We start from the raw sequence: 24267 nt of genomic DNA on the forward strand, positions 1-24267 counted from the left end.
CCGCTCATTCGACCTTCCTGGAGTTTGGACGGTGACAGTCCCTACGGCCCCCACGCTACAGCCCTGCATCCTGCGGATCCTCAACGGTCCGTTGCAGGGCTGCGAATTCCCGCTCGGCGAGGGCACGACCCTGTTCGTCGTCGGGGCCGTGGAGGTGTTGGGGGACGGCGCACGTGTTGCCAGCGTGCCGGTGGATGCGATTTTCGTTCCCCTGGAGGAGGGTGGCTGCAATTTCGAGGTCCTGGCCGACCAGGCCACGCCGGACGGTGTGCCGGTGCGCTTGCTCGGTGATTCGATCGAAGTACGTCACTGCGTCTTCCAGGCCCGTATGCAACTCGGCGGGTTGCAAGTGGCTCTGCGCCCAGCAGATCAATCCTGGGCGCCCGAGTGTCTTGGTCCGGCAGATAGTCCGTGCAATACCGCCGCGTTCAGCGGATGGCGTGTCCATTGGACCCGCTGGATTGCCGGTGCTCTGGCGTTGGCTGCGTTGGTCACCGTGGTCAGCCTCTGGTCGATGCCGGGGCCGTCGCCTGAAACCGATATTCGTGCGTTGATCGCCGGCGCCAGTGCGCCCGTCCAGGTGCTGCGCGGTCGTGACAATGCGGTTTATGTCTTCGTGTCTTCCGAGCGCGATGCCGGTTGGAGCCGACAGGTGCTGACACGCCATGCCAGTCTGCACGGCAAGGTCCTGTTGCCGGATCAGGAGCGGCGTCGCCTGGAGCAAGTGTTGGTCGATCACGATCCGCAGCTGGCCTGGCATTTTCTCGACCTCAAGGACCCCTCGGTGCCGCGGCTGCTGCTCAGCGCGCAACGCAATCTGCTCACGCCGGACAAGCAGGCCAGGCTACTCGATACGTTACTCGCGGCGGCACCGTATGCCCGGGACATCGTGGTGCAGATGCAGGACGACGCACTGCTCGCCGATCTGGCGCAGGGTGGCTTGCAGCGTCTCGCACTGACCTTCAGCCGGGTCGAACACACGGATGCTGTCTCGTACGCCATCGGCGGCAATCTGCAGGACGTCGAACTGGCCGCTGCGCGCCAGTACGTCGAAGATTTTTATCGGCAGTGGGGTGATCGCTACGTGCACTTCACGGTCGAGCTCAAGAACGATGCGCTCAAGGGCAAGTCGTTCCAAACCGGCCCGCAGGGCTACGTCAAGACGAGTCCTTCGTCTTGGTATTTTTCCAAACAGATACCGTAGGTGAGCAATGGCTGATATCGGTTTACCCATCAAATTTCCCGACGACTTCCTCGGCGACCAAGCCTCCGCGTTCGAGGAAGGGGCAAAGCTACTCAAAGAAGCTTTGGACGAAGCGCTTATAAAGCTGCAAGGCGATGCCTCTGATCCCGGACTGTTGGCGGCCTACCAGACCGCGTTTTCCTCCTACACGGTGTTCCGCAACGCCCAGACCAACACGATCAAGGGCTTCAAGGACATCGACATGGCGATCATCCAGGCGGCTCGCTGACGCTTTTCCTTTCAACTGGTCATCGCTCGTGACGATGGCCTTTTTCATGAGTGCATCGTATGTCCATCCAGAGTCTTGCCCCGTCGCTTATCGCCCGCTCCGCCTTTGTTGAGTTGCGCGGTCCGCAGGAAGGCCCGATCGTTTCCCTGGAATCGCGCTTGATCGAAGCGTTTGCCGGTTCCGCCGTCGACAGCGCGCAAGACGCTTCGTCGATCAATCAGTTGTTGCAGCGCCCGGATATCACCGACCCTGAAGTATTGGCCCAGTTGCAGGAGCTGACAGGGCAGTACAACGTGGATATCAACTTGCTCAACGTGCTGGTGCGCAAAGCCGTGGGCACGGCAGAAACGCTGTTGCGTGCCTCATGAAGACCGGCGTGCTGGCGTTGCTGTTGTGCCTGGCGCTAGTGGGGTGCCGTCAGCCGAACCTGCTGGAAGGGCTGGATCAGCAGCAGGCCAATGAAGTGCTGTCGGTGCTGCAACGCAACAACATCGCGGCGGTGAAAGTCGACACCGGCAAAACCGGGTATGCGGTGAAAATCGACGCCCTCGATTTTTCTGCTGCCGTCGATCTGCTCAATCTCTATTCGTTGCCATCCCGGCCACGCCTGCAAGTGGCCGAGATGTTCCCCTCGGACTCATTGGTGGCCTCGCCCCGGGCAGAAAAAGCCCGGCTGTACTCGGCGTTGGAGCAGCGCATCGAGCAGTCGCTGGGAGTGCTCGAAGGTGTGATTTCGGCGCGGGTCCACGTCAGCTACGACCTGGATGCCGGCGAGGGCGGGCGCAAGTCGCCGCCTGTCCAGCTCGCGGCGGTGGTGTTGCATGAGCCCGATGCCGAACCGCAATTGCTGATCACCGATATCAAGCGTTTCCTCAAGAACAGTTTCGCGACCGTGGAGTACGAGAACGTCTCGGTGGTGCTGTCCAAGCGCTCGCCGATCCAGCATGTGGCGCCGTCGGCAGTCGCCGCACAGGGGCCTTCACCGTGGCCGTGGTGGGCGGCGATCAGCGCGCTGCTGCTGGCCGGTGGCGGCGCTTGGGTCTATCGCCAGTCAAGCGCAGGGCGGCGTGATGTCGGAGCTTGAGTGCCTGGAACAGATCCTCGCCGAGCCTTTGGCGTATCTGCACCCCCAGCGTCTGGTTGTACCGTCGGGATTCGAAGGCGTCGAGGCACGCACGTTGCTCAACCGGATCGTGCTCGAAGGGTTGGGACTGCAAGGACCGTGGCCTTCGACGCCGGTGACGGGTGTGGCGAAGCAATGGGTTCGCCATTGGCGACAATTGCCCTATATCGCCTTGCTGATGGGTGCCTATCGCTTGATGCCCGACCTGACGCGCGGCGCCGCACTGCTACGCCTGCCGGGGGCGGTTCGCCGGTTCGCCAGCTTCAACCTGGGCCCGCGAGGCGGCCTGCCGACCGAGTGCGCGCCGGTTTCGATGGCGCAGGTCGAAGCGGCCGGCCTCAATGCGTTGTGGAGCTGGAGCGAGCACGTGCCTCGTCTTTTGCTCGAACGCCTGGACCTGCAGTTCCCCGAGCCGGTCGTTCGCCTGCATCGGCAATGGCCGATCACCCAACCGGATCCAACCCTGTTCTTTTTGGCGGTGCAGCATGCTCGACTCCATCCGAACCCTGACTGACCTGCCTGCTGGCGAAGAGGTGCGCCTGGCCCGCGAAGACATCGCTGCCGCGCGTCGTCGTCACGCTTTGCAGCTCGAAGCGCAGCGCCGGGCACGCGATTGTACGGAGCAGGCCCACCGTGAGGCCGAGGCGGTGCATGCGCACGCGTTCCAGCAGGGTTACGCCGAAGGCATCCTGCGCGCGAGCGAGCATCTGGCCGATGCGTTGCTGAAGACGCAAACCTTGGGTTTGCAGTTGCGCAACGCTCTCGCCCAAGCCGCTGGTGAACTGCTCGGGCAAGCCTTGAGGCGCCCCGAGTGGCTGGATGAAATGCTGGAGCGCTGGCTGGCCGGGCAACCGGGTGACCCGGGCGCCGTGTTGCACCTGTTGCTGCCGCTGCATTGTCGTGCGCGCGGCCTTGAGCTGCGCGAAAGCCTGGGCAAGCGCTGGGCCGGCGAACTGATCCTGGAATATCACCCGCAGGACCGCTACGTCTTGCGGGTGGGGGATCAGTTGCTGGAGTTCGATGTCGAGGCGAGCCGGGAACGGCTGGAACCCCGGTTGCTGGCGAGCCTCGCCCATCTCCCGGAGACGGTGCGTTTGTTGGATCAGGCCTCAAGACAGGCGCTTGCCGACGTGTACGCCGGCTTCGCCGATTCCGCGCCGACCGACGGAGCCGAGGTTTGCCATGAAGATTGAATCCATGACGGTTTCCAGCCTGCTCGATCACGACGCGAATGAGTCGGTCCAGACACTGGAATCACGGCTGCTGGCTGCCCGCGAGCAAACACCTGAAAGCAAACGCCCTAATCCCGAGTTCGAGCACTTGTATCAATTGCTACTGGCGATGGAGGGGCAGGGGGAAAAGGCGATTCATGAATTCCTCCGCACACTGCGGGGACCGGATGGTGAAACGGCTGCGTACCCCACCGCCCAGGCGTTGATGGCGATCACGCTGCAGGTTTTGGTGCGATTGAAGGACGAGGGGTTGGAAAAGTCGCAGCTTTATAAAGAGGTCAGCGGTGCCAATGGGTTGGCATTTGCGATGGATGTTTTCGTCAAGGGTTTTATGCGGGAGGTGTTCCAGCCGATGGAGGATGAGGCTTGGGAGAAGAGTGAGTGGTGAGAGACGCTTAAGAATAACGCTTATAAAAATAACAAGGAGAAACAAATATGCGAGTTGATACTTCATTTGCCCCTTCAATAGCTTCCACGGCGTCCGGCAGCGTTTCATCCTTAGGATCTACGATCAGTCCACTTGATGCTTCGAAGTTGGAGATTGGGGGTTTTAGGGTGAAGTCGCTAGGAACAGATCGAGAAATTACAGCCGGTTTCGAGCTTTTGGACCGCGCGACAAATCAATACGTTGAGGAATTAAAGACTGGCTTGGGGGAGTCGGACATGGATGCGGTGTTGCAAATTGAGCGATACGTCTACAACGGTGACATACCCGAAGGAGATGAAAAAAACGGGATTTTTGCCACCTTAGATGTAGGAACCACAGGCACCGAAACCCAAGAGGGTCGACTGAAGGCTGTGCTTGAGGCAGGGTTGGGATTACTCGAAGCCGCCAAGGGGCCAGGGCTCAATGCGCTGAATATCGCCATGCACACAGGGACAATCATTGTGCTGGCTACCCTTTTGCGCGAGTACATTGCCTCTCTGGTTGTGGATGCTATTGGCGAAGGTGATACACCTGAGGCCTCTCAGGCGTGGGCGGCTGTTGCGCTGGCGATGACGGGCCCTGCGCTAATGTTGGCGGGAAAAATCGGCGAGTGGTACGCAACTGGGGAGCGACCGACCGCGCTTTCGATAGTGTCGTGTCTCTGCATGGCAAGCGCGGTGATGGGAAGTACGATCGCGGCAAGTGTGACGGGCACGGCCTCGAAGCTACTCCCCTCAGTCGGCGGCCTTGCCTATAACGGGGCCAGGGCTGCGGCTGAACTCGTCAGTCATTTGAAAGTTGACAACGCAGGACTTCCGAATTTGAAGTCAAACGTGGCTACAGCTGCGTTTCATGGAGTAGTCTTCGGTGCGTTGAGGGAAGTGGTTAGCCTTATGCCGTGGAGCGGTCCTGCCAGGGCGGCCGCGCAGTTGAGTTACGATTTCGGTGCGGATGCTATTCAGGCTGGGCTGAACGGTTTCGCAATGATAGGCGATAAGGCCTTCTCGATTTTCTCCAGATGTTTGCTATCCCCCTCGCGAGGACTGGACTCGGTATTTTCTGATCCGGAGTCTTTGCAACAAATGAAATTGAAGGTGCGCGCTGGCCTCCGGCAGCCCACTGGAACCCATTTGGCGGATGGGGCGATCCTTTTGGGGCTACGTCTCTCGTTTGGTTTCGCTGTCAACCAGTTCGAAGGCGCAGTAGGGTTATGGCTAAATGGAACCGAGATCAGCGACGATAACCAAGGCCATATTGTCAACTGTTGTCTTGCTGCGACGATGATGCTTCTTTACGTCTTTCTCAGCTATGGCACCTCAAAAGACACTAGCAACACTTATGCCCTGGATACGCCCCTTCCTTGACCGAAACCGAGGAGCCGACAACCATCGGCTGCTCGCTCCCATCCCACCACCCCGCTATAATCCGCGCCTCATTTCTTCGAACGAGTCAAACCCACCCATGTACACCCTGGCCCGTCAGCTGCTGTTCAAACTTTCCCCGGAAACCTCCCACGACTTGTCCCTGGACCTGATCGGCGCGGGCGGACGTTTGGGCCTCAATGGGTTGCTGTGCAAGGCCCCGGCGAAATTGCCGGTGACGGTCATGGGCCTGGAGTTCCCCAACCCGGTCGGGTTGGCGGCGGGCCTGGACAAGAATGGCGCGGCCATCGACGGGTTCGCCCAGTTGGGTTTCGGTTTCGTGGAGATCGGCACCGTCACCCCCCGACCGCAGCCGGGCAACCCCAAGCCACGGCTTTTCCGCCTGCCGCAAGCCGAGGCGATCATCAACCGCATGGGCTTCAATAACCTGGGCGTCGATCATCTGCTGGCTCGCGTGGCCGCGGCCAAATACAAGGGCGTGCTGGGCATCAACATCGGCAAGAACTTCGACACGCCGGTGGAGCGCGCCGTCGACGACTACCTGATCTGTCTGGACAAGGTCTACGCCCACGCCAGCTACGTGACCGTCAATGTCAGCTCCCCCAACACCCCGGGGCTGCGCAGCCTGCAGTTCGGTGATTCGCTCAAGCAACTGCTGGCCGACCTGGCCCGTCGTCGCGCAGAACTGGCGTTAATTCACGGCCGGCACGTGCCGCTGGCGATCAAGATCGCCCCGGACATGACCGACGAAGAGACCACCCAGGTGGCCCAGGCCTTGATCGAGACGGGCATGGACGCGGTAATCGCCACCAACACGACCCTGGGTCGCGAAGGTGTCGAAGGGCTGGAACACGGTGAGGAGGCGGGCGGCTTGTCTGGCGCGCCCGTGCGTGACAAGAGCACCCACACTGTGAAGGTGCTGGCCGCTGAATTGGCGGGGCGTTTGCCGATCATTGCGGCGGGCGGGATTACCGAAGGCCGCCACGCCGCCGAGAAGATCACCGCAGGGGCGAGCCTGGTGCAGATTTATTCGGGTTTTATCTACAAGGGGCCGGCGTTGATTCGTGAATCGGTGGATGCCATTGCGGCGTTGGGTTGATTCAGGAACGGTCGGCATCTATTGATGCGAACAAGTTGTGGGAGCAAAGCCGGCTTGCTCGCGATGCAGGCGCCTCGGTTCCAGGTAGACCGCGTCGTCTTCATCGCGGGCAAGCCTTGCTCCCACAGGGTGTCGCCACAACAGTGTTTGCAGCCCAAGTTCATGAAACCCAGGCATTAAAAAGGGCTCCTCGAAGGAGCCCCCTGGGCCGTAGCCCGCCGTCCGGATGGGACGTGCGTGGTTAAATCGATAGGGGTGTCAAATTGTCGAGTTCTTGAGTATTAAGCCCTGTGTCAGCCGACGGCGTGAAGTTCGTTGAGTCTGTGGATACCCGCAGTGCCGGTCATACCGTCCCAGTTGTCGCCGCGTCCTTCTCGCCAGCCATTGATCCAGGCTTGACGTACCGACGGTAGAGTAAAGGGGCAAAGCTCACGGGATTTACCACCAACGCCATATTGGTAACCGCGTAAAAATGCTCTTTCCAACGGATCACGCTTAAGTCTTCTCATAGGGTGTTGCCCTCACTTGTTGACTGTTACTTAGCGTCGACCTCTATCGAGGCCGGGGCAGAATCATTCTGCCGTTGGTGGCTCGTTGCCGGCGTGACGAGCCAAGGCGTTGACGCCGTTGCGACGTCAACCTGTGTTGAGTTCTAACCAAAGCGTCACAGGGATGGAATGATCGTTTTGTCATAAGCACGTAACAATAAAGATGTTAGGGCGATAAGTAACTTGATGTTAGTTGACCGCTTTTGAGCTAGACCCCTGTATGATCGGCCCTGCGCCGAAAGGGGGAGGTCTGGCTTGGATGAGAATCTCCTCCTGTTGCACTCGGGTACTATTCGACGAAAGGGTCGAGTTTTCATAATTTGTTGCACAGAATCTTTTATCTGCCTTCGCATCTAAGCTCTTTTAACCTGAGCGGCGAGGGTGGCACGGCACACTTTCGTGCCACGCGGGTGCTCTTGAGAAAAGCACCTGATTGAACCCGGCCCGGCAATGCGTTGCCCGGTCCACTTAGCCAAAGGCGCTGGAAATCCCATGTCCGATCGTTTCGAACTCTTCCTCACTTGTCCCAAGGGCCTCGAAGGCCTGCTCATCGAGGAAGCCGTCGGGCTTGGCCTTGAAGAGGCGCGCGAGCACACCTCGGCCGTGCGCGGCATGGCCGACATGGAAACGGCGTATCGCCTGTGCCTGTGGTCGCGCCTGGCCAACCGCGTGTTGCTGGTGCTCAAGCGCTTCCCGATGAAGGACGCCGAAGACCTCTACCACGGTGTGCTGGATGTTGACTGGCAAGACCACATGCTGGCCGATGGCACCCTGGCGGTAGAGTTCAGTGGCCACGGCTCGGGCATCGACAACACCCATTTCGGTGCCTTGAAAGTCAAGGACGCCATCGTCGACAAGCTGCGCACGCCGTCGGGTGAGCGACCGTCCATCGACAAGCTCAACCCGGACCTGCGCATCCACCTGCGCCTGGACCGCGGCGAAGCGATCCTCTCCCTCGACCTCTCCGGCCACAGCCTGCACCAGCGCGGTTATCGCCTGCAGCAAGGTGCCGCGCCGCTGAAGGAAAACCTCGCGGCCGCGATCCTGATCCGCGCCGGTTGGCCGCGCATTGCTGCTGAAGGCGGGGCACTGGCCGACCCGATGTGCGGTGTGGGTACGTTCCTGGTGGAAGCCGGGATGATCGCCGCCGACATGGCGCCGAACCTGCGCCGCCAGCAGTGGGGCTTCACCGCCTGGCTCGGCCATGTGCCGGCGCTGTGGAAGAAACTCCACGAAGAGGCCAGTGAACGCGCCGCCGCCGGCCTGGCCAAGCCACCGTTGTGGATTCGCGGCTACGAAGCTGACCCACGGCTGATCCAACCGGGTCGTAACAACGTCGAACGTGCCGGCCTGAGCGAGTGGATCAAGATCTATCAGGGCGAAGTCGCCACCTTCGAACCGCGGCCGGACCAGAACCAGAAGGGCTTGGTGATCTGCAACCCGCCATACGGTGAGCGCCTGGGCGATGAGGCCAGCCTGCTTTACCTCTACCAGAACCTTGGCGAACGCCTGCGCCAGGCGTGCCTGAACTGGGAGGCAGCGGTGTTCACCGGTGCGCCGGACCTGGGCAAGCGCATGGGCATTCGCAGCCACAAGCAGTATTCGTTCTGGAACGGCGCCTTGCCGTGCAAGTTGCTGCTGATCAAGGTGTTGCCGGACCAGTTCGTCACCGGTGAGCGTCGCACCCCGGAACAGCGTCAGGCCGAGCGTGAACAGGCCGCCTACGATCAGGCCCCGCAAGTACCGCCAGAGCGCCAGTACAACAAGAATGGCAACCCGATCAAGCCAACACCGGCGCCGGCCCCTGTGGTCGAGCAGGCACGGTTGAGCGAAGGCGGGCAGATGTTCGCCAATCGCCTGCAAAAAAACCTCAAGCTGCTGAGCAAATGGGCCAAGCGTGAAGGCGTGGACTGCTACCGGGTCTACGATGCCGACATGCCGGAATATTCGATGGCCATCGACCTCTACCACGATTGGGTTCATGTCCAGGAATACGTCGCGCCGAAGTCCATCGACCCGGAGAAAGCCTCGGCCCGGCTGTTCGACGCCCTGGCGGCGATTCCCCAGGCACTGAATATCGACAAGAGCCGCGTGGTGATCAAGCGTCGCGAGCGCCAGAGCGGCACCAAGCAGTACGAGCGTCAAAGTGCCCAGGGCAAGTTCACCGAGGTCAACGAAGGGGGTGTGAAGCTGCTGGTCAACCTCACCGACTACCTGGACACCGGGCTGTTTCTCGACCATCGGCCGATGCGCCTGCGGATCCAGAAAGAGGCGGCCGGCAAGCGTTTCCTCAACCTGTTCTGCTATACCGCGACCGCCAGTGTTCACGCGGCCAAGGGCGGGGCGCGCAGTACTACCAGCGTCGACCTGTCCAAGACTTACCTGGACTGGGCGCGGCGCAACCTGTCGCTCAATGGTTTTTCCGACAAGAACCGCCTGGAGCAGGGCGACGTGATGGCCTGGCTGGAAGCCAGTCGTGACGAGTACGACCTGATTTTCATCGACCCGCCAACCTTCTCCAACTCCAAGCGCATGGAAGGCGTGTTCGACGTGCAGCGCGACCACGTGCAGCTGCTGGACCTGGCCATGGCGCGCCTGGCCCCGGGTGGCGTGTTGTATTTCTCCAACAACTTCCGCAAGTTCCAGCTCGAGGACAACCTCGGCGAGCGCTATGCGGTGGAAGAAATCACCGCCAAGACGATTGATCCGGATTTCGCCCGCAATGGCAAGATCCACCGCGCCTGGAAGATCATGGCGCGTTGATTCGGGGCTGATTGGATCCACGAAGCCTTGTAATTCAAGGCTTCTGGCCTCGTTTTGGGGGTGGCCAAAGTGATGGCTAATAGCTATAACTTAGGCTGTATCCAGGGCTGTATCTATGCCTGGTTTCTTTCTGAGTTGTGTTTATGGCATTGCATCAGGTGCGTCCCAGGATCCTGGGCTTTATCAGCGAAGACGTGTCGGCCTGGCTGGTGGCTTCGCTGGTCCTGCTGGCCGGTACGGTCCTGACCGGCTTGCTGACCTGGGCGATGATGAGCCTGTCCAATCAGCAATTGCGCCTGCGCTTCGAGCTGCAAGCCGAGGAGCGTTTCAGCCGCATCGAGGAACATTTCCAGGACCAGGAGCTACGCCTCGACAGCCTCAGGCGTTTCTTTGCCAACTCCGAAGAGGTTTCCAGCAACGAGTTTAGTGGCTACGCCGACGCGCTGTTGCGCCGTACCCGGGCCTTCGCCTGGGCGCCCAGGGTGCGGCGCGACGAGCGGCGTGCGTTCGAACAGCAAGTGCGGGCCGAAGGCGCCACGCAATTTACGATCCGTGAGGCGGACGGTGGCGGTGGCCTGCAACAGGCCGCCGAACGGAACGAATACACACCGCTGCTCTACATCCAGAGCCAGGCGCCTTACGGGGCACCACTGGGCCTGGACCTGCTTTCCGAACCCTTGCGTCGTGCCGCCGTTGAGCGGGCCCGCCGGCGAGGCGAGCCGGTGGTCTCGCAGCCATTGGACCTGATGGGGGTCGACCCGGTATTTACCCGGGGGGTACTGTTGGTCGCGCCGGTCATCCGGGAGTCGGCCAACGAACCATTCGGATACGTGGTGGCGGCCATCAGCATGCGCCAACTGGTGGGCAGTGGGCTGCCGTCGTCCGGTCACGACAATCTGTCGATGCGTGTCATGGACCTGTCTACCGAGCACGCGCAGGAGACGCTGTTCGAATCCCACAACCCGCCGGGTCGCAGCGATTTTTCGGCGACTCGCCTGTTGCGCCTGGCCGATCGCGCCTACCGGGTGGAGTTGCGGCCTAGCCGGGTGTTCCTGTCCAGCAATCATTCTTCGATCACCAGCCTGGTGATACTCGGCGGCTTACTCAGCCTGCTGCTCAGCGCCTTGCTCTATGTACTGGTCAGCCAGCGGCAGCGGGCCTTGAAACTGGTAGAGCAACGCACCCGTGAACTGCGCGCCCGGGAACAGGAGCTGCGTGGTACCCACGGCCAGTTGCGCGGGGTGTTGGATGCCGCGACCCAGGTCGCGATCATCGCCACCGACCTGCGCGGTGTCATCACCACCTTCAACGTCGGTGCCGAACAGATGCTCGGCTACCCGAGCTGCGAGGTCCTGCAAAGCATGACCCTGGAGGGCCTGCATGTACCACGCGAACTCCAGGCGCGCGCCGCGCAGCTCGGTGCGCGCTTTGGCAAGCCGATTCCGACGTGCCATGCGATGCTGCTCGAGGGCGGCGAACAGGGTGGGCAACAGGCGCGGGAGTGGACTTTGGTGCGCCGCGATGGCAGCCACCTGACCGTGAACATGCTCGCCACCCCGATGCTCGATGACCAGGGGCTGTGGGTCGGGCACCTGGCAATCTGCATCGACATCACCGAACGCAAGCGCGTCCACGAAGCATTGGCAGCCCGTGACCTGTTGCTGAAAAAGCTCAGCGCCCATGTGCCTGGGGGGATCTACCAGTTCAGAATGGATTTCAATGGTCGCTTCAGCGTGATCTATGCCAGCGACGGTATTCGCGACATCTATGAATTGGAACCCGATGTATTGGTGCAGAACGCCGAGGCGATGTTCTCGCGTATTCACCCGCTGGACAGCACGCGTGTCCGCGCTTCGATTCGCGCTTCGGCCCATACCTTGAGCCCGTGGCGGGAAGAGTACCGGGTGCAATTGCCCTTGCGCGGCCTGCGCTGGGTACGCGGCGAGGCCACGCCCGAGGAGCTGCCCGGCGGCGGGGTGTTGTGGCATGGCTATGTCTCGGATATTTCCGACCTCAAGCGGGTGGAAGAAGAGCTGAGGGCCTTGTCCGTCACCGATGCCCTGACCGGCATTCGCAACCGCCGCTATTTCCAGGATCGCCTGACTTCGGAGATGGCTCGGGTCGAGCGCGGTTCCGGGGGGCTGGCGGTCATCATGCTCGACATCGATCATTTCAAGCGCATCAACGACCAGCACGGCCACGCAGTGGGTGACCGGGTGTTGCAGGCGGTCTGCCAGCGCGTCGCCCAACGGTTGCGTCGCACCGATGTGTTCTGCCGGCTGGGTGGCGAAGAGTTCGTGGTGCTGTGCCCGGACACCGACAGCGATAGCGCCTACACCTTGGCATTGGAGCTGTGGGAAGGTTTGCGGGCGGCGCCCATCGAGGATGTGGGGTTTGTCACCGCCAGCTTCGGTATCGCCACCTGGCGCGCCGGGGAGGGCGCCGATGCACTGCTGCTAAGGGCTGACTCGGGCGTGTATGCGGCCAAGCAGGCCGGGCGGGATCGGGTTGAGGTGCAGTTGGGCTAGCCACTTTGGCTAGGTATATGGGGGTAAAGTGTGGGAGCGGGCTTGCTCCCACAGTTGATCTCTGGTGGGGGTTAGAGCACCGAAGCCGTCTGCGGCAGTTTCGGCTGGCGGTACAGGTCCAGCAGCACCTGGTCCAGCACCGACGAAGCGCCCCAAGGCTTCGGATCGTTGAGAATCGCCACCACCGCCCACGTGTTGCCATTGATGTCACGGCTGTAGCCAGCGATGGCGCGGACGGTGTTCAGGGTCCCGGTCTTGACGTGGGCTTCGCCGGCCATGGCGGTGGTCTTCAGGCGTTTGCGCATGGTGCCGTCGGTACCGGCAATCGGCATCGAACTGATGAACTCCGCCGAGTACGGGCTGCGCCAGGCGGCCTGCAGCATTGCTGCCATTTCCCGGGCGCTGACCCGTTCGGCGCGGGACAGGCCGGAGCCATTTTCCATCACCAGGTGCGGCGCGGTGATGCCTTTCTTCGCCAACCACTGGCGCACCACTCGTTGCGCCGCCTTGGCGTCATCACCGTCGGCCTCGTTACGGAACTGCTCACCGAGGCTCAGGAACAGCTGCCGGGCCATGGTGTTATTACTGTATTTGTTGATGTCGCGGATGATTTCCGCCAGGTCCGGGGAGAACGCCCGGGCCAGTACCTTGGCGTTGCTCGGGGTCGCGGCCAGGCGGTCCTTGCCCTGAATGCTGCCGCCCAACTCTTTCCAGATCGCCCGCACCGCCCCTGCGGTGTAGGTGGGATGGTCCAGCAACGACAGGTAGGTCTGGGAGCTGCAACCGTCTGCGAGTTGGCCGCCGACGGTCACCGTCACGCTGCCGTCCGCCTGGGACACCGGGTTGTAGCGCACGCCGCCGGCGCATTGCTTGGAATTAACGGCCTTGACCTGGTTGTCGATGCGAACGCTCGCAATCGGCGGCTCCACCGACACCATCACCCGGCCGCCGTCGTTGCGGGCGACGAAGCGCAGGGCCTTGAGGTTGACCAGCAACGAGTCAGGCTTGACCAGGAATGGTTTGTTTTCGTCGTTGCCGTCGTCGTTGAACGCGGGCAGTTGCGGCTGGATGAAGAAGCTGCGGTCCAGCACCAGGTCGCCGGTAACCTGCTGCACGCCGTTGGCCCGCAAGTCGCGCATCAGCAGCCAGAGTTTTTCCATGTTCAGCTTGGGATCGCCGCCGCCCTTGAGATACAGGTTGCCGTTGAGGATCCCGCCATTGAGGGTGCCATCGGTGTAGAACTCGGTTTTCCACTGGTGATTGGGGCCGAGCATTTCCAGGGCTGCGTAGGTGGTCACCAGTTTCATGGTGGACGCTGGATTGACCGAGACGTCGGCGTTGTACAGGGTCGGGGTGCCGGGACCGTTGAGCGGCACCATTACCAGCGACAGTGCGTCATTCTGCAGCTTGCTGGCCTTGAGGGCCTTTTGCACGTTGGGCGACAGGGCGGTGTTGATCGTGGCGGCGTGGCTGGTAACAGGGAGGGCCAGGGGAAGAAGAAGGCTGGCCAGAAGCAGTGGACGCAAAGATTTGATCATTTGAAATAAAACCCTACAGGCGAGGGGGAAAGACGAGGGCATGAAAATGAACGCCCTCAACGGTCATGAAAGTCTCGGCATTATGCCCCAAGCCGCAACGGCTTGGGCCGTGCCTGAGCCCTTCAGCTGCTATTTTTTACCGACGGTAGGTCGATACGCCCGATCAGTCGGGCAATCGACGCACCAAACTGGTAAAGTGCCGGCCGTTATTACTTATGAGGATTGTTCCAATGGCGACTAACCGTTCCCAGCGTCTGCGCAAAAAACTGTGCGTGGATGAATTTCAAGAGCTGGGTTTCGAATTGAACCTGGATTTCAAAGAAGATCTGGCCGATGAGGCTATTGACGCTTTCCTCGACGCTTTCCTGAAAGAAGCCATGGAAGCCAACGGCCTGGGCTACGTCGGCGGCGACGACTACGGTCTGGTTTGCCTGCAGAAGCGTGGCTCGGTCACTCAGGAGCAACGTGCTGCTGTTGAAGCCTGGCTCAAGGCGCGTCCTGAGCTGACCAGCGTTGAAGTCAGCCCGCTGATGGACGTCTGGTACCCGGAAAAGCCGATCAATCCGGTCGCTTGATGGTCTGAAACTGGCAGCCCGTTATTCGGGTTGCCGGTCAAAAGATCGCAGCTTTCGGCAGCTCCTGCAGGATGCACGCATTCCAATGTAGGCGCTGCCGAAGGCTGCGATCTTTTTTAGGCGCTACGCCAGTTCAGGATCAGCAAGGTCAACACCCCCGCCACAATCCCCCAGAACGCCGAACCGATGGAAAACAGCGTCAGCCCCGACGCCGTGACCATGAAGGTGACCAACGCAGCTTCCCGTTCCTTGACTTCGCTCATGGCGATGCTCAAGCCATTGATGATCGACCCAAACAGCGCCAGGGCCGCGATGGACAGCACCAGTTCCTTGGGCAGCGCCGCGAACAATGCTGCCAGCGTCGCGCCGAACACCCCGGCAATCCCGTAGAAGATCCCGCACCAGACCGCCGCCGTGTAGCGCTTGTTGCGATCTTCGTGGGCGTGGGGCCCGGTGCAGATGGCCGCGCTGATGGCCGCCAGGTTGATGCCATGGGAGCCGAACGGCGCCAGCAGTAGCGAGGCGATGCCGGTGCTGGTGATCAGCGGCGAGGCCGGCACGTTGTAGCCGTCGGCCCGCAGTACGGCGATGCCGGGCATGTTCTGCGAGGTCATCGCCACCACGAACAACGGAATGCCGATGCTGATGGTGGCCGCCAGGGAAAAGTGTGGCGTGGTCCAGACCGGCGTCGCGACTTCCAGGGCAAAGCCGCTGAAGTCCAACAGCCCCAGCAGGCCCGACAGCGCCGTACCGATCAACAGTGCCGCCAGAACCGCGTAACGGGGTGACAGGCGCTTGACGATCAGGTAGGTGAAAAACATCCCCAGCACCAGGCCGGTGCGATGCTGGGTGGCAACGAAGATCTCGCTGCCGATCTTGAACAGGATCCCCGCCAGCAACGCCGCCGCCAGCGAGGCAGGAATACGCTTGACCAGGCGCTCGAAGCTGCCGGTCAGACCGCAGATCGTCACCAATATGGCGCAGGTGATATAGGCGCCGATGGCCTCCCCATAACTCACGCCGCCCAGGCTGGTGATCAGCAGCGCCGCGCCGGGTGTCGACCAGGCGATGGTGATCGGCGTGCGATAGCGCAGCGACAGCCCGATGGAACACACCGCCATGCCGATGGAAATTGCCCAGATCCACGAGGAAATCTGCCCGCTGGTCAGCCCGGCTGCCTGCCCGGCCTGGAACATCAGCACCAGGGAACTGGTGTAGCCGGTCATCATCGCAATGAACCCGGCGACGATGGCTGAAGGCGAGGTGTCGGCCAATGGACGAAGTGGCGTGGTCGTGACTTCGGTCATGGTGGGCGGTGGTCCTTGTTGTAGAGTGGCTGGGCTTGATCGCGCCGCAGGTTTTGGGTTTCAAGCCTAAACTCAACGCAGTAGCCGATTGCAATACAGCCATGCCCGCAAACAGCCGTACAGTCGTGTTGCCATCAGAGGTTGTGTACAATCGAGCTGTTTTTTACGCGATACTTGCCAGCGACCCGCTGTGCCGTATTACAGTCACGGTCAATTCGCCGCAGTTCTCCCGACTCGAGTGCCCATGAACGAACAGTTGCAGCCCCTCAAGAAACAACCGCGAACTGGTAAAGCCGGCCGCAGCGGAACCCAGGACGATATTGTCTATGCGCATATCTTCGAGGCCATCCTCGAGCAACGCCTGGCACCCGGTACAAAGTTGAGCGAAGAGGCACTGGGGGAGATTTTCGGGGTCAGCCGCACGATCATTCGCCGGGCGCTGTCGCGCCTGGCCCACGAAGGCGTAGTGTTGCTGCGACCCAATCGCGGTGCCGTGGTGGCGAGCCCGAGTGTCGAAGAGGCTCGCCAGGTGTTCATGGCCCGGCGCCTGGTGGAAAGGGCGATCACCGAATTGGCGGTCCAGCATGCCACTGCCGAACAATTGACTGAGCTGCGGCAGATGGTCAGCGATGAGCGCGACAGTTTCTCCCGTGGCGACCGCGGCGCCGGCATCCGCTTGTCGGGAGAGTTCCACCTCAAGCTGGCCGAAGCGGCGAAAAACGCCCCGTTGATCAGCTTCCAGCGCAGCCTGGTGTCCCAGACGTCGCTGATCATCGCTCAATACGAAAGCGGCAACCGTTCCCACTGTTCCTATGACGAACACACCCAATTGATCGACGCCATCGAGGCCCGCGATGCCACGCTGGCGGTGGACTTGATGATGCATCACATGGACCACATCGACAGCAAGCTCAACCTCGACGAGGAAAGTGCCTCGGATGACTTGCATGCGGTGTTCTCGCACCTGCTGCAGAGCAAGAAGCCTGGGCGGTCGACGGCTAAGCTCTGAGGGTTGAATCAGTCATACCGAGTCGCCTTCATCGCGAGCAGGCTCGCTCCCACAGGGGATTTGTGTCGTTCACAACAACCCTTGTGGGAGCGAGCCTGCTCGCGATTGGCGGCATGACAGGCGAATGAAGTTTATCGCTGATGCACCAACTGACCGGCCGCATACGTCTGCGCCACCGTCCGGTCATCCCCCAGCGTCATCAACACGAACAACCGCTCGGCAATGTCCTTGGCCTGCTTGAGGCGATAGCCCAGCAGCGGTGTGGCGTTGTAGTCCAGCACCAGGAAATCCGCGTCGGTACCCGGCTGCAACGTCCCGATTTTGTCCTCCAGTCGCAGGGCCCGGGCGCCGCCGAGGGTGGCCAGGTACAACGACTTGAACGGGCTCAGCCGCGCGCCTTGTAACTGCATCACCTTGTAGGCTTCGTTCAGGGTTTGCAGCAGCGAAAAACTGGTGCCGCCACCCACATCGGTGCCCAGCCCCACGTTCACTTTATGTTTCTCCGCCATCGGCAGGTTGAACAGGCCGCTGCCGAGGAAGAAGTTTGAGGTCGGGCAGAAGGCGATAGCCGAACCGGTCTCGGCCAGGCGGGCGCATTCGTCGTCACATAAATGCACGCCGTGAGCGAACACTGAGCGCTCGCCGAGCAACTGGTAGTGGTCGTAGACGTCCAGGTAACCCTTGCGCTCCGGGAACAGCGCCTTGACCCACTGCACTTCCTGCAGGTTCTCGCTGATGTGAGTCTGCAGGTACAGGTCGGGGTATTCCCCCAGCAACTGGCCGGCCAAGGCCAGTTGTTCCGGAGTGCTGGTGGGGGCGAAGCGCGGGGTCACGGCGTAGTGCAGGCGGCCCTTGCCGTGCCAGCGCTCGATCAGCGCCTTGCTCTCGGTGTAGCTCGATTCGGCGGTGTCGACCAGGTAGTCCGGGGCGTTGCGGTCCATCATCACTTTGCCGGCGATCATCCGCAGGTCGAGCTTCTGGGCCACTTCAAAAAACGAATTTACCGATTGCGGGTGCACACTGCCGAAGACCAGCGCGGTGGTGGTGCCGTTGCGCAGCAGTTCCTTGACGAAAATGTCGGCCACGGCATCGGCGTGGGCCTTGTCGGCGAACTGGCTTTCGCAGGGGAAGGTGTAGGTGTTGAGCCAGTCCAGCAATTGCTCGCCATAGGCGCCGACCATGCCGGTCTGTGGCAGGTGGATGTGGGTGTCGATCAACCCAGGGGTGATGAGCGCGTCCGGGTAATGAGTGACTGCGATGTCAGTTGCCAGGGTCGGCAGCAGGTCGTGGGCGTGGCCGATGGCGCTGATCTGGCCGTTTTCCACCACCAGCAAGCCGTCTTCGAAATATTCATAGGATGCCTCGATCCCGACTTCGGTCGGGTCGGCGAGGCTGTGGAGCAGGGCGGCGCGGTAGGCTTTGCGTGTCAGGGGCATGGGCATTCTCAACGAGTGTTCAACGGTTTGCCTGGCTACGGCGCGAGGCCGGCAGCAGCTTGGCAATCGGTTCGGCGCGGGCGGTGTGCTGGCCGAAATCGGCGTTATAGGTGGCGATGATTTCGCCGGCGATGGAGATGGCGATTTCCACAGGCAACTTGCCTTTGACTTCGCCGATGCCCATCGGGCAACGCATGCGTTGCAAGGTGCTGCTGGCAAAACCACGATCACGCAGGCGATGCTCGAACTTGACCCGCTTGGTCTTCGAGCCGATCAGGCCGAAGTAGGCAAAGTCGTTGCGCTTGAGGATCGCGGCGCTCAGTTCCAGGTCGAGCTGATGGTTGTGGGTCATGACGATGCAGTAGCTGCCTATGGGCAATTCGTCGACTTCATCCAAGGGCTCTTCGGTCACGATCTTGCGCACGCCATGGGGCAGCTGTTCGGGGAACTCCGCCTCCCGCGAGTCGATCCAGCGCACCTTGCAGGGCAGGCTCGCCAGCAGCGGTACCAGGGCGCGGCCGACGTGGCCGGCGCCGAACACGGCGATTTGCGCCTGAACCAGGCCCATGGGTTCGAACAGCAACACGGTCACGCCGCCGCAGCACTGGCCCAGGCTCGCACCGAGACTGAAGCGCTCCAGATGGGTGTTCTGCTGGCCGCTGGCGAGCATGTGCCGGGCGATTTCCATAGCCTTGAATTCCAAGTGCCCGCCACCGATGGTGTCGAACGTCTGGCTGGCGCTGATGACCATCTTCGAACCGGTGTTGCGCGGGGTGGAGCCGAGCTCTTCGATGATTGTCACCAGCACGCAGGGTTCACCGCGGGTTTGCAGGTCGGCGAGGGCGCTGATCCAGTTGTACATATTCACCTCGACATCTCTGTTGTCTGTTCGGCCGCTTTCGCGAGCAGGCTCGCTCCCACATTGGATTGCGTTCCCCTGTGGGCGCGAGCCTGCTCGCGAAGGCCGCACTGCGGCCTAAAGCGAAACCGGCTCGGCCGCGGCTTGTGCAGGCTTCACAGTCTTCAACTGCCGCATCTGCTCACACCCCCACAACACCCGCTCCGGCGTTGCCGGGGCGTCAATGTTCGGTTGGTGCTGGTAATTCCCCAGGCTCGCCACGGCGTCCTTGATGGCGCACCACGCGGCGATGCCGAGCATGAACGGCGGCTCGCCCACGGCCTTGGAGTGGAACACCGTGTCTTCGGGGTTCTTGCGGTTCTCCACCAGCTTGACCCGCAGGTCCAGCGGCATGTCGGCCACGGCGGGGATCTTGTAGCTGGCCGGGCCGCAGGTCTCTAGCTTGCCCTTGTCGTTCCACACCAGTTCTTCCATGGTCAGCCAGCCCATGCCCTGGATGAAACCGCCCTCGACCTGGCCAATGTCGATGGCCGGGTTCAGCGAGGCGCCGACGTCGTGGAGGATGTCAGTGCGCAGCATCTTGTACTCGCCGGTGAGGGTGTCGACGATCACCTCGGCACACGCCGCGCCATAGGCGTAGTAGTAGAACGGTCGACCACGGGCCTGGCTGCGGTCGTAGTAGATTTTCGGGGTCTTGTAGAAGCCGGTGCTCGACAGTGAGACCTGGGCGAAATACGCCTGCTGCACCAGCGCCTCGAACGTCAGGATGTGATCGCGTACCCGCACATGGCCGTTGTGGAATTCGACGTCCTCTTCGCTGACCTTGTGCTGCCGCGCGGCGAACTCCACCAGGCGCCGCTTGATGGTTTCGGCGGCGTTCTGCGCGGCCTTGCCGTTCAGGTCGGCACCGCTGGAGGCGGCGGTGGGCGAAGTGTTCGGCACCTTGTCGGTGTTGGTCGCGGTGATCTGTACCCGGTCCATTTCCACTTGGAATACCTCGGCCACCACTTGGGCAACCTTGGTGTTCAAGCCCTGGCCCATTTCGGTGCCGCCATGGTTCAAGTGGATGCTGCCGTCGGTGTAGATGTGAATCAAGGCGCCGGCCTGGTTGAGGAAACTGGCGGTAAAGGAGATGCCGAATTTCACCGGGGTCAGCGCCAAGCCTTTTTTCAGGATCGGGCTGCCTGCGTTGTAGCGACGGATCGCTTCGCGGCGTTCGGCGTACTGGCTGCTTTCTTCAAGCTCGGCGGTCATTTCCTCGAGCATGTTGTGCTCGACGGTCTGGTAGTAGTGGGTGACGTTACGCTCGGTCTTGCCGTAGTAGTTGGCCTTGCGCACGGCCAGCGGATCGAGTCCCAGGTGCCGGGCGATGGCATCCATCACCTCTTCGATGGCGACCATGCCTTGGGGCCCGCCGAAACCCCGGTAAGCGGTGTTCGACGCAATGTTGGTCTTGCAGCGGTGGCCGTTGATGGTTGCATCGCCCAGGTAGTAGGCATTGTCGGCATGGAACATTGCCCGGTCGACGATCGAGGCCGACAGGTCCGGCGAGCAACCGCAGTTGCCGGCCAGTTCCAGGGCGATGCCGTGCAGGCGCCCGCAGCTGTCGAAGCCGACGTCGTATTCGATGTAGAAGGGGTGGCGTTTGCCGGTCATCAGCATGTCTTCCACGCGGGGCAGGCGCATTTTGGTCGGCTGGCCGGTGAGGTGCGCGATGACGGCGCACAGGCACGCCGGACTGGCGGCCTGGGTTTCCTTGCCGCCAAACCCGCCGCCCATGCGGCGCATGTCCACCACGACTTTGTTCATCGACACGCCCAGTACCTCGGCCACCAGTTTTTGCACTTCGGTGGGGTTCTGGGTCGAGCAGTAGACGAGCATGCCGCCGTCTTCGGTGGGCATCACCGAGGAAATCTGGGTTTCCAGGTAAAAGTGTTCCTGGCCGCCGATGTGCAGCGAGCCTTGGATGCGATGCTCGGCGCTCGCCAGTGCCGTGGCCGAATCGCCGCGCTGATGGGTGTGGCTGTCGAGCACGAAGTGCCGCTTGCGCAGGGCCTCGACCACGTCCAGCACCGGTTCCAGGTCTTCGTATTCGACGATGGCTGCCATCGCCGCCTTGCGCGCGGTGTCCAAGTCCTTGGCGGCGACGGCCAGCACCGGTTGGCCGACGAACTGCACGTCATCGATGGCCAGTAGCGGATCGCCGGGCAGCAGTGGACCGATGTCCTTCAGGCCGGGGATGTCTTGGTGGGTAATGGCGATGCGCACGCCTTCGAAGGCGTAGCAGGGCGCGGTATCGATACGGATGATCCGGGCGTGGGCGCGGTCCGATAGCCGGGCATAAACGTGCAACTGGTTCGGGAATTCCAGGCGGTCATCAATGTACTGTGCTTCGCCGGACACATGCTTGGCGGCGCTGTCATGCTTGACGCTGCGGCCCACGCCGGTGGTCAGGTCGCGGGCGAACAGTTCGGCGAGTTCGGCTTGGGGCTTCTCTACGGTGTGATGGTTAGACATAAGCGGTCACCCGAGTCTCGATGTGCGGCGTTTGCAGTTCGATGAAGTATTTGCGCAACAGGTTGCGGGCGCTGAGCAGGCGGTATTCCTTGCTGGCGCGGAAGTCCGACAGCGGCGTGAAATCCTCGGCCAGGGCCGCGCAGGCGCGTTCAATGGTGCTGTCGGTCCACGGCGCACCGATCAATACCGTTTCGCAATGCTTGGCGCGTTTTGGGGTCGCGGCCATGCCGCCGAAGGCCACGCGGGCGTCGCGGACCACGCCGTTGTCGATGCGCAGATTGAACGCCGCGCATACAGCGGAAATATCATCGTCCAGACGCTTGGACACCTTGTAGGCGCGGAACGCCTGTTCGGCACTGGCCCGCGGCACGATGATCTTTTCGATGAATTCGCTTTCCTGGCGGGCGGTGACCCGGTAGTCGATGAAGTAGTCCTCCAGGGCCAGGGTGCGGCGGGTCTGGCCTTTGCACAGCACGATCTGCGCGCCGAGGGCGATCAGCAGGGGTGGCGAGTCGCCAATCGGTGAGGCGTTGCCGATGTTGCCACCCAGGGTGCCCTGGTTGCGGATCTGCAGCGAGGCGAAGCGCTGCAGCAATTCGCCAAAGTCCGGGTACTCGGCTTTCAAGACCTCGTAGCAATCGGAGAGGGCGGCGGCGGCACCGATCTCAAGGCGATCGTCGAAGCGTTCGATGCGCTGGAGTTCGGCGACGTTGCCCACGTAGATCATCACCGGCAGGGTGCGGTGAAATTGCGTGACTTCCAGGGCCAGATCCGTACCGCCGGCCAGCAAGCGCGCCTGGGGATACGCATCGTAAAGATCGGCCAGGTCGGCCACGGTCAGCGGCACCAGACAGCGTTTGTCGCCGCTGTTGAGCTCGCCGGTCTCGGTGGGGGCGATGGCTTTGAGGCGGGCGATGGTTTCGGCCTCGCGGGCGTCGAACTGATCTGGTTGTTTCCCACAGCAGGCCTGCTCGGCGGCGGCCAGGATCGGCCGGTAGCCGGTGCAGCGACAGAGGTTGCCGGCCAAGGCTTCGTGGGTTTTATGGGCGTCGGGTTGTTCGCTGTTCTTTTGCAGGGCGAACAATGACATGACGAAGCCCGGTGTGCAGAAGCCGCATTGTGAACCGTGGCAATCGACCATCGCCTGCTGGACGCTGTGCAGTTGGTCCTGATGCTTGAGGTCTTCGACACTGATCAGTTGCTTGCCGTGCAAGGACGAGACGAAGGTCAGGCACGAATTGAGGCTGCGATAGCGAATGCGCTCGCGGCCATCGGCGTCCGTGTGCAATTCGCCCACCACCACGGTGCACGCGCCACAGTCGCCGCTGGCGCAGCCTTCTTTGGTGCCTGGCTTACCAACGTGTTCGCGCAAATAGTTGAGCACGGTCAGGTTCGGGTCCAGGGCGTGCTCGCTACGGAGTTCCTGGTTGAGTAAAAACTGGATCACGGAAGGCCTCGCAGACTCATTATTGTTGTATCGACTTGGGCCTGAATTTATCAGGTCTGACTTTTCGGTCAACGATTTTCTGACTTAAGGGTCAAGAAATCGCACTCAATCGATGAGCAACGGTCTATGGACACTGTAGAACTCTGGGGGAGCCGAGCTTGCTCGCGATGACGACGATACATTCAGTATGGATGCAAGCTGCCATGCCACTATCGCGAGCAAGCTTGGCTCCCATAGGATTTTTGCTTATATCGTGCCAAAAACCCGGTACAGGCCCTGCGCCATGACGTATCGAGTGCGCTACACTGCGCCGCTTGTGCAAATCGAAGAGTTTGAAGGACAACCATGACGTTCAAGGCCCCGGACAGCCTCGCCGAGCAAATCGCCCATCACCTCGCCGAACGCATCATTCGCGGCGAAATGAAACCGGGAGAGCGCATCCAGGAGCAGAAGGTCACGCTGGCGCTCAACGTCAGTCGCGGCTCGGTCCGCGAGGCCTTGCTGATCCTGGAACGACGCCACTTGATCGCGATCCTGCCGCGCCGCGGCGCCCACGTCACCGAACTCACCGAACACAAGGTGCGCAGCCTCTGCACGCTGATGAGCGAGCTGTACATCCTGCTCGGCAACGCCGTAGCCCATGGCTGGAAAGAACAGGTCGACATGGCGCCGTTCGTGGCGATCCAGCAGCGTCTCAACGACGCCTACGCGCGCCAGGACATCCGCACCTTTGTCGATGAAAGCTTCAGCGTGATGCGCGCTGCCTATCCCTTTGCCAACAACCCGTATTTGCAGGAAACCGTCGAGAACCTGCAACCGGCCATGAGCCGTGCCTATTTCCTGGCCCTGGATCAGCGCAAGGCGGAAATGAGCGAGTTCCTCGACCTGTTCCAGCGCCTGCTCGCCGCCGTGCTGGCCCGTGATTTGCCGCAGATCCGCATCGTGCTCACGGCCTACGCCCAGCGCAGTTGTGATCTGGTGGTTTCTGCCCTGACGGCGGCCTGA

General features: G+C 61.6%; 21 protein-coding genes. 14 read left to right on the forward strand and 7 right to left on the reverse strand.

Annotation, left to right across the window (positions count from 1 at the left end; translation table 11 throughout):
• Positions 1-31 precede the first annotated feature (31 nt).
• From AACY42_RS03935 to AACY42_RS03975, 9 genes are all read left to right on the forward strand, one after another.
• The gene (locus tag AACY42_RS03935; RefSeq protein ID WP_339476704.1) at positions 32-1204 is read left to right on the forward strand and encodes a PrgH/EprH family type III secretion apparatus protein; all 1173 of its coding nucleotides are present in this window, start codon (positions 32-34) and stop codon (positions 1202-1204) included.
• 7 nt (positions 1205-1211) lie between these two features.
• Entirely contained in the window at positions 1212-1472 is a 261-nt protein-coding gene (gene sctF, locus AACY42_RS03940; protein WP_339476707.1) for a type III secretion system needle filament subunit SctF, read from the forward strand.
• A 59-nt stretch (positions 1473-1531) separates the two neighbouring features.
• On the forward strand, positions 1532-1840 hold the full coding sequence (gene sctI / locus AACY42_RS03945; protein WP_339476710.1) for a type III secretion system inner rod subunit SctI: 309 nt from the start codon (positions 1532-1534) through the stop codon (positions 1838-1840).
• The gene (locus AACY42_RS03950) at positions 1837-2556 is read left to right on the forward strand and encodes an EscJ/YscJ/HrcJ family type III secretion inner membrane ring protein (RefSeq protein ID WP_339476712.1); all 720 of its coding nucleotides are present in this window, start codon (positions 1837-1839) and stop codon (positions 2554-2556) included. The genes sctI and AACY42_RS03950 overlap by 4 nt, the downstream gene beginning before the upstream one ends.
• Positions 2543-3109 carry a secretion system protein gene (locus tag AACY42_RS03955; RefSeq protein WP_339476715.1) on the forward strand — a complete coding sequence of 189 codons (567 nt, stop codon included), beginning with the start codon at positions 2543-2545 and terminating at the stop codon, positions 3107-3109. The genes AACY42_RS03950 and AACY42_RS03955 overlap by 14 nt, the downstream gene beginning before the upstream one ends.
• On the forward strand, positions 3081-3788 hold the full coding sequence (locus tag AACY42_RS03960) for an oxygen-regulated invasion protein OrgB (RefSeq protein WP_339476718.1): 708 nt from the start codon (positions 3081-3083) through the stop codon (positions 3786-3788). Before AACY42_RS03955 ends, AACY42_RS03960 begins: the two co-directional genes overlap by 29 nt.
• The gene (locus AACY42_RS03965) at positions 3778-4215 is read left to right on the forward strand and encodes a hypothetical protein (protein ID WP_445261534.1); all 438 of its coding nucleotides are present in this window, start codon (positions 3778-3780) and stop codon (positions 4213-4215) included. Before AACY42_RS03960 ends, AACY42_RS03965 begins: the two co-directional genes overlap by 11 nt.
• Before the next feature lie 47 nt (positions 4216-4262).
• Positions 4263-5618, forward strand: a complete 1356-nt coding sequence (locus tag AACY42_RS03970) for a hypothetical protein (protein ID WP_339476720.1) — start codon at positions 4263-4265, stop codon at positions 5616-5618.
• A 97-nt stretch (positions 5619-5715) separates the two neighbouring features.
• On the forward strand, positions 5716-6735 hold the full coding sequence (locus AACY42_RS03975; protein ID WP_339476723.1) for a quinone-dependent dihydroorotate dehydrogenase: 1020 nt from the start codon (positions 5716-5718) through the stop codon (positions 6733-6735).
• Positions 6736-7028: 293 nt separating this feature from the next.
• On the opposite strand, the gene rmf is transcribed toward AACY42_RS03975, so the two are convergent.
• Positions 7029-7244 (reverse strand): ribosome modulation factor, encoded by a 216-nt coding sequence (gene rmf, locus AACY42_RS03980; protein WP_003223300.1) that lies wholly within the window; start codon positions 7242-7244, stop codon positions 7029-7031.
• A gap of 531 nt (positions 7245-7775) precedes the next feature.
• Here rmf and rlmKL point away from each other — a divergent pair.
• Both rlmKL and AACY42_RS03990 read left to right on the forward strand, forming a co-directional pair.
• On the forward strand, positions 7776-10046 hold the full coding sequence (gene rlmKL / locus AACY42_RS03985) for a bifunctional 23S rRNA (guanine(2069)-N(7))-methyltransferase RlmK/23S rRNA (guanine(2445)-N(2))-methyltransferase RlmL (RefSeq protein WP_339476727.1): 2271 nt from the start codon (positions 7776-7778) through the stop codon (positions 10044-10046).
• 143 nt (positions 10047-10189) lie between these two features.
• Complete coding sequence (locus AACY42_RS03990; RefSeq protein ID WP_339476729.1) at positions 10190-12574, forward strand: sensor domain-containing diguanylate cyclase; 2385 nt, start codon at positions 10190-10192, stop codon at positions 12572-12574.
• Positions 12575-12645: 71 nt separating this feature from the next.
• Here the strand turns inward: AACY42_RS03990 and dacB are convergent, their stop codons facing one another.
• Complete coding sequence (gene dacB / locus AACY42_RS03995; RefSeq protein ID WP_339476731.1) at positions 12646-14112, reverse strand: D-alanyl-D-alanine carboxypeptidase/D-alanyl-D-alanine endopeptidase; 1467 nt, start codon at positions 14110-14112, stop codon at positions 12646-12648.
• Positions 14113-14342: 230 nt separating this feature from the next.
• On the opposite strand from dacB, the gene AACY42_RS04000 reads away from it, so the two are divergent.
• Positions 14343-14687 carry a YggL family protein gene (locus tag AACY42_RS04000; protein WP_025212695.1) on the forward strand — a complete coding sequence of 115 codons (345 nt, stop codon included), beginning with the start codon at positions 14343-14345 and terminating at the stop codon, positions 14685-14687.
• Between the two features lie 116 nt (positions 14688-14803).
• Here AACY42_RS04000 and AACY42_RS04005 read toward each other — a convergent pair whose 3' ends face one another.
• Complete coding sequence (locus AACY42_RS04005; RefSeq protein ID WP_339476733.1) at positions 14804-15994, reverse strand: benzoate/H(+) symporter BenE family transporter; 1191 nt, start codon at positions 15992-15994, stop codon at positions 14804-14806.
• A gap of 244 nt (positions 15995-16238) precedes the next feature.
• Here AACY42_RS04005 and AACY42_RS04010 point away from each other — a divergent pair, with 244 nt between their 5' ends.
• Positions 16239-17003, forward strand: a complete 765-nt coding sequence (locus AACY42_RS04010) for a GntR family transcriptional regulator (protein ID WP_339476735.1) — start codon at positions 16239-16241, stop codon at positions 17001-17003.
• 131 nt (positions 17004-17134) lie between these two features.
• On the opposite strand, the gene guaD is transcribed toward AACY42_RS04010, so the two are convergent.
• The 4 genes from guaD to xdhA all read right to left on the reverse strand — a co-directional run bounded on the left by guaD (position 17135) and on the right by xdhA (position 23262).
• Entirely contained in the window at positions 17135-18439 is a 1305-nt protein-coding gene (guaD, locus tag AACY42_RS04015) for a guanine deaminase (protein ID WP_339476737.1), read from the reverse strand.
• A gap of 19 nt (positions 18440-18458) precedes the next feature.
• On the reverse strand, positions 18459-19301 hold the full coding sequence (xdhC, locus tag AACY42_RS04020; RefSeq protein ID WP_339476739.1) for a xanthine dehydrogenase accessory protein XdhC: 843 nt from the start codon (positions 19299-19301) through the stop codon (positions 18459-18461).
• A gap of 114 nt (positions 19302-19415) precedes the next feature.
• Entirely contained in the window at positions 19416-21815 is a 2400-nt protein-coding gene (xdhB, locus tag AACY42_RS04025; protein WP_339476742.1) for a xanthine dehydrogenase molybdopterin binding subunit, read from the reverse strand.
• Positions 21808-23262: a xanthine dehydrogenase small subunit gene (gene xdhA, locus AACY42_RS04030; protein WP_339476744.1), complete on the reverse strand. Its 1455-nt coding sequence runs from the start codon at positions 23260-23262 to the stop codon at positions 21808-21810. Before xdhA ends, xdhB begins: the two co-directional genes overlap by 8 nt.
• A 345-nt stretch (positions 23263-23607) precedes the next feature.
• Here xdhA and AACY42_RS04035 point away from each other — a divergent pair, with 345 nt between their 5' ends.
• Positions 23608-24267 carry a GntR family transcriptional regulator gene (locus AACY42_RS04035; RefSeq protein WP_339476747.1) on the forward strand — a complete coding sequence of 220 codons (660 nt, stop codon included), beginning with the start codon at positions 23608-23610 and terminating at the stop codon, positions 24265-24267.

Origin of the sequence: Pseudomonas sp. RL_5y_Pfl2_73 (assembly GCF_963970515.1) — a bacterium.
Classification (GTDB): Bacteria; Pseudomonadota; Gammaproteobacteria; order Pseudomonadales; family Pseudomonadaceae; genus Aquipseudomonas.

Excerpts from the sequence above, each read along its gene's own strand:
- sctF (WP_339476707.1), top strand. The coding sequence starts at position 1,212 with ATGGCTGATATCGGTTTACCCATCAAATTTCCCGACGACTTCCTCGGC.
- sctI (WP_339476710.1), top strand. The coding sequence starts at position 1,532 with ATGTCCATCCAGAGTCTTGCCCCGTCGCTTATCGCCCGCTCCGCCTTT.
- AACY42_RS03950 (WP_339476712.1), top strand. The coding sequence starts at position 1,837 with ATGAAGACCGGCGTGCTGGCGTTGCTGTTGTGCCTGGCGCTAGTGGGG.
- AACY42_RS03955 (WP_339476715.1), top strand. The coding sequence starts at position 2,543 with ATGTCGGAGCTTGAGTGCCTGGAACAGATCCTCGCCGAGCCTTTGGCG.
- AACY42_RS03960 (WP_339476718.1), top strand. The coding sequence starts at position 3,081 with ATGCTCGACTCCATCCGAACCCTGACTGACCTGCCTGCTGGCGAAGAG.
- AACY42_RS03965 (WP_445261534.1), top strand. The coding sequence starts at position 3,778 with ATGAAGATTGAATCCATGACGGTTTCCAGCCTGCTCGATCACGACGCG.
- AACY42_RS03970 (WP_339476720.1), top strand. The coding sequence starts at position 4,263 with ATGCGAGTTGATACTTCATTTGCCCCTTCAATAGCTTCCACGGCGTCC.
- AACY42_RS03975 (WP_339476723.1), top strand. The coding sequence starts at position 5,716 with ATGTACACCCTGGCCCGTCAGCTGCTGTTCAAACTTTCCCCGGAAACC.
- rmf (WP_003223300.1), bottom strand. The coding sequence starts at position 7,244 with ATGAGAAGACTTAAGCGTGATCCGTTGGAAAGAGCATTTTTACGCGGT.
- rlmKL (WP_339476727.1), top strand. The coding sequence starts at position 7,776 with ATGTCCGATCGTTTCGAACTCTTCCTCACTTGTCCCAAGGGCCTCGAA.
- AACY42_RS03990 (WP_339476729.1), top strand. The coding sequence starts at position 10,190 with ATGGCATTGCATCAGGTGCGTCCCAGGATCCTGGGCTTTATCAGCGAA.
- dacB (WP_339476731.1), bottom strand. The coding sequence starts at position 14,112 with ATGATCAAATCTTTGCGTCCACTGCTTCTGGCCAGCCTTCTTCTTCCC.
- AACY42_RS04000 (WP_025212695.1), top strand. The coding sequence starts at position 14,343 with ATGGCGACTAACCGTTCCCAGCGTCTGCGCAAAAAACTGTGCGTGGAT.
- AACY42_RS04005 (WP_339476733.1), bottom strand. The coding sequence starts at position 15,994 with ATGACCGAAGTCACGACCACGCCACTTCGTCCATTGGCCGACACCTCG.
- AACY42_RS04010 (WP_339476735.1), top strand. The coding sequence starts at position 16,239 with ATGAACGAACAGTTGCAGCCCCTCAAGAAACAACCGCGAACTGGTAAA.
- guaD (WP_339476737.1), bottom strand. The coding sequence starts at position 18,439 with ATGCCCCTGACACGCAAAGCCTACCGCGCCGCCCTGCTCCACAGCCTC.
- xdhC (WP_339476739.1), bottom strand. The coding sequence starts at position 19,301 with ATGTACAACTGGATCAGCGCCCTCGCCGACCTGCAAACCCGCGGTGAA.
- xdhB (WP_339476742.1), bottom strand. The coding sequence starts at position 21,815 with ATGTCTAACCATCACACCGTAGAGAAGCCCCAAGCCGAACTCGCCGAA.
- AACY42_RS04035 (WP_339476747.1), top strand. The coding sequence starts at position 23,608 with ATGACGTTCAAGGCCCCGGACAGCCTCGCCGAGCAAATCGCCCATCAC.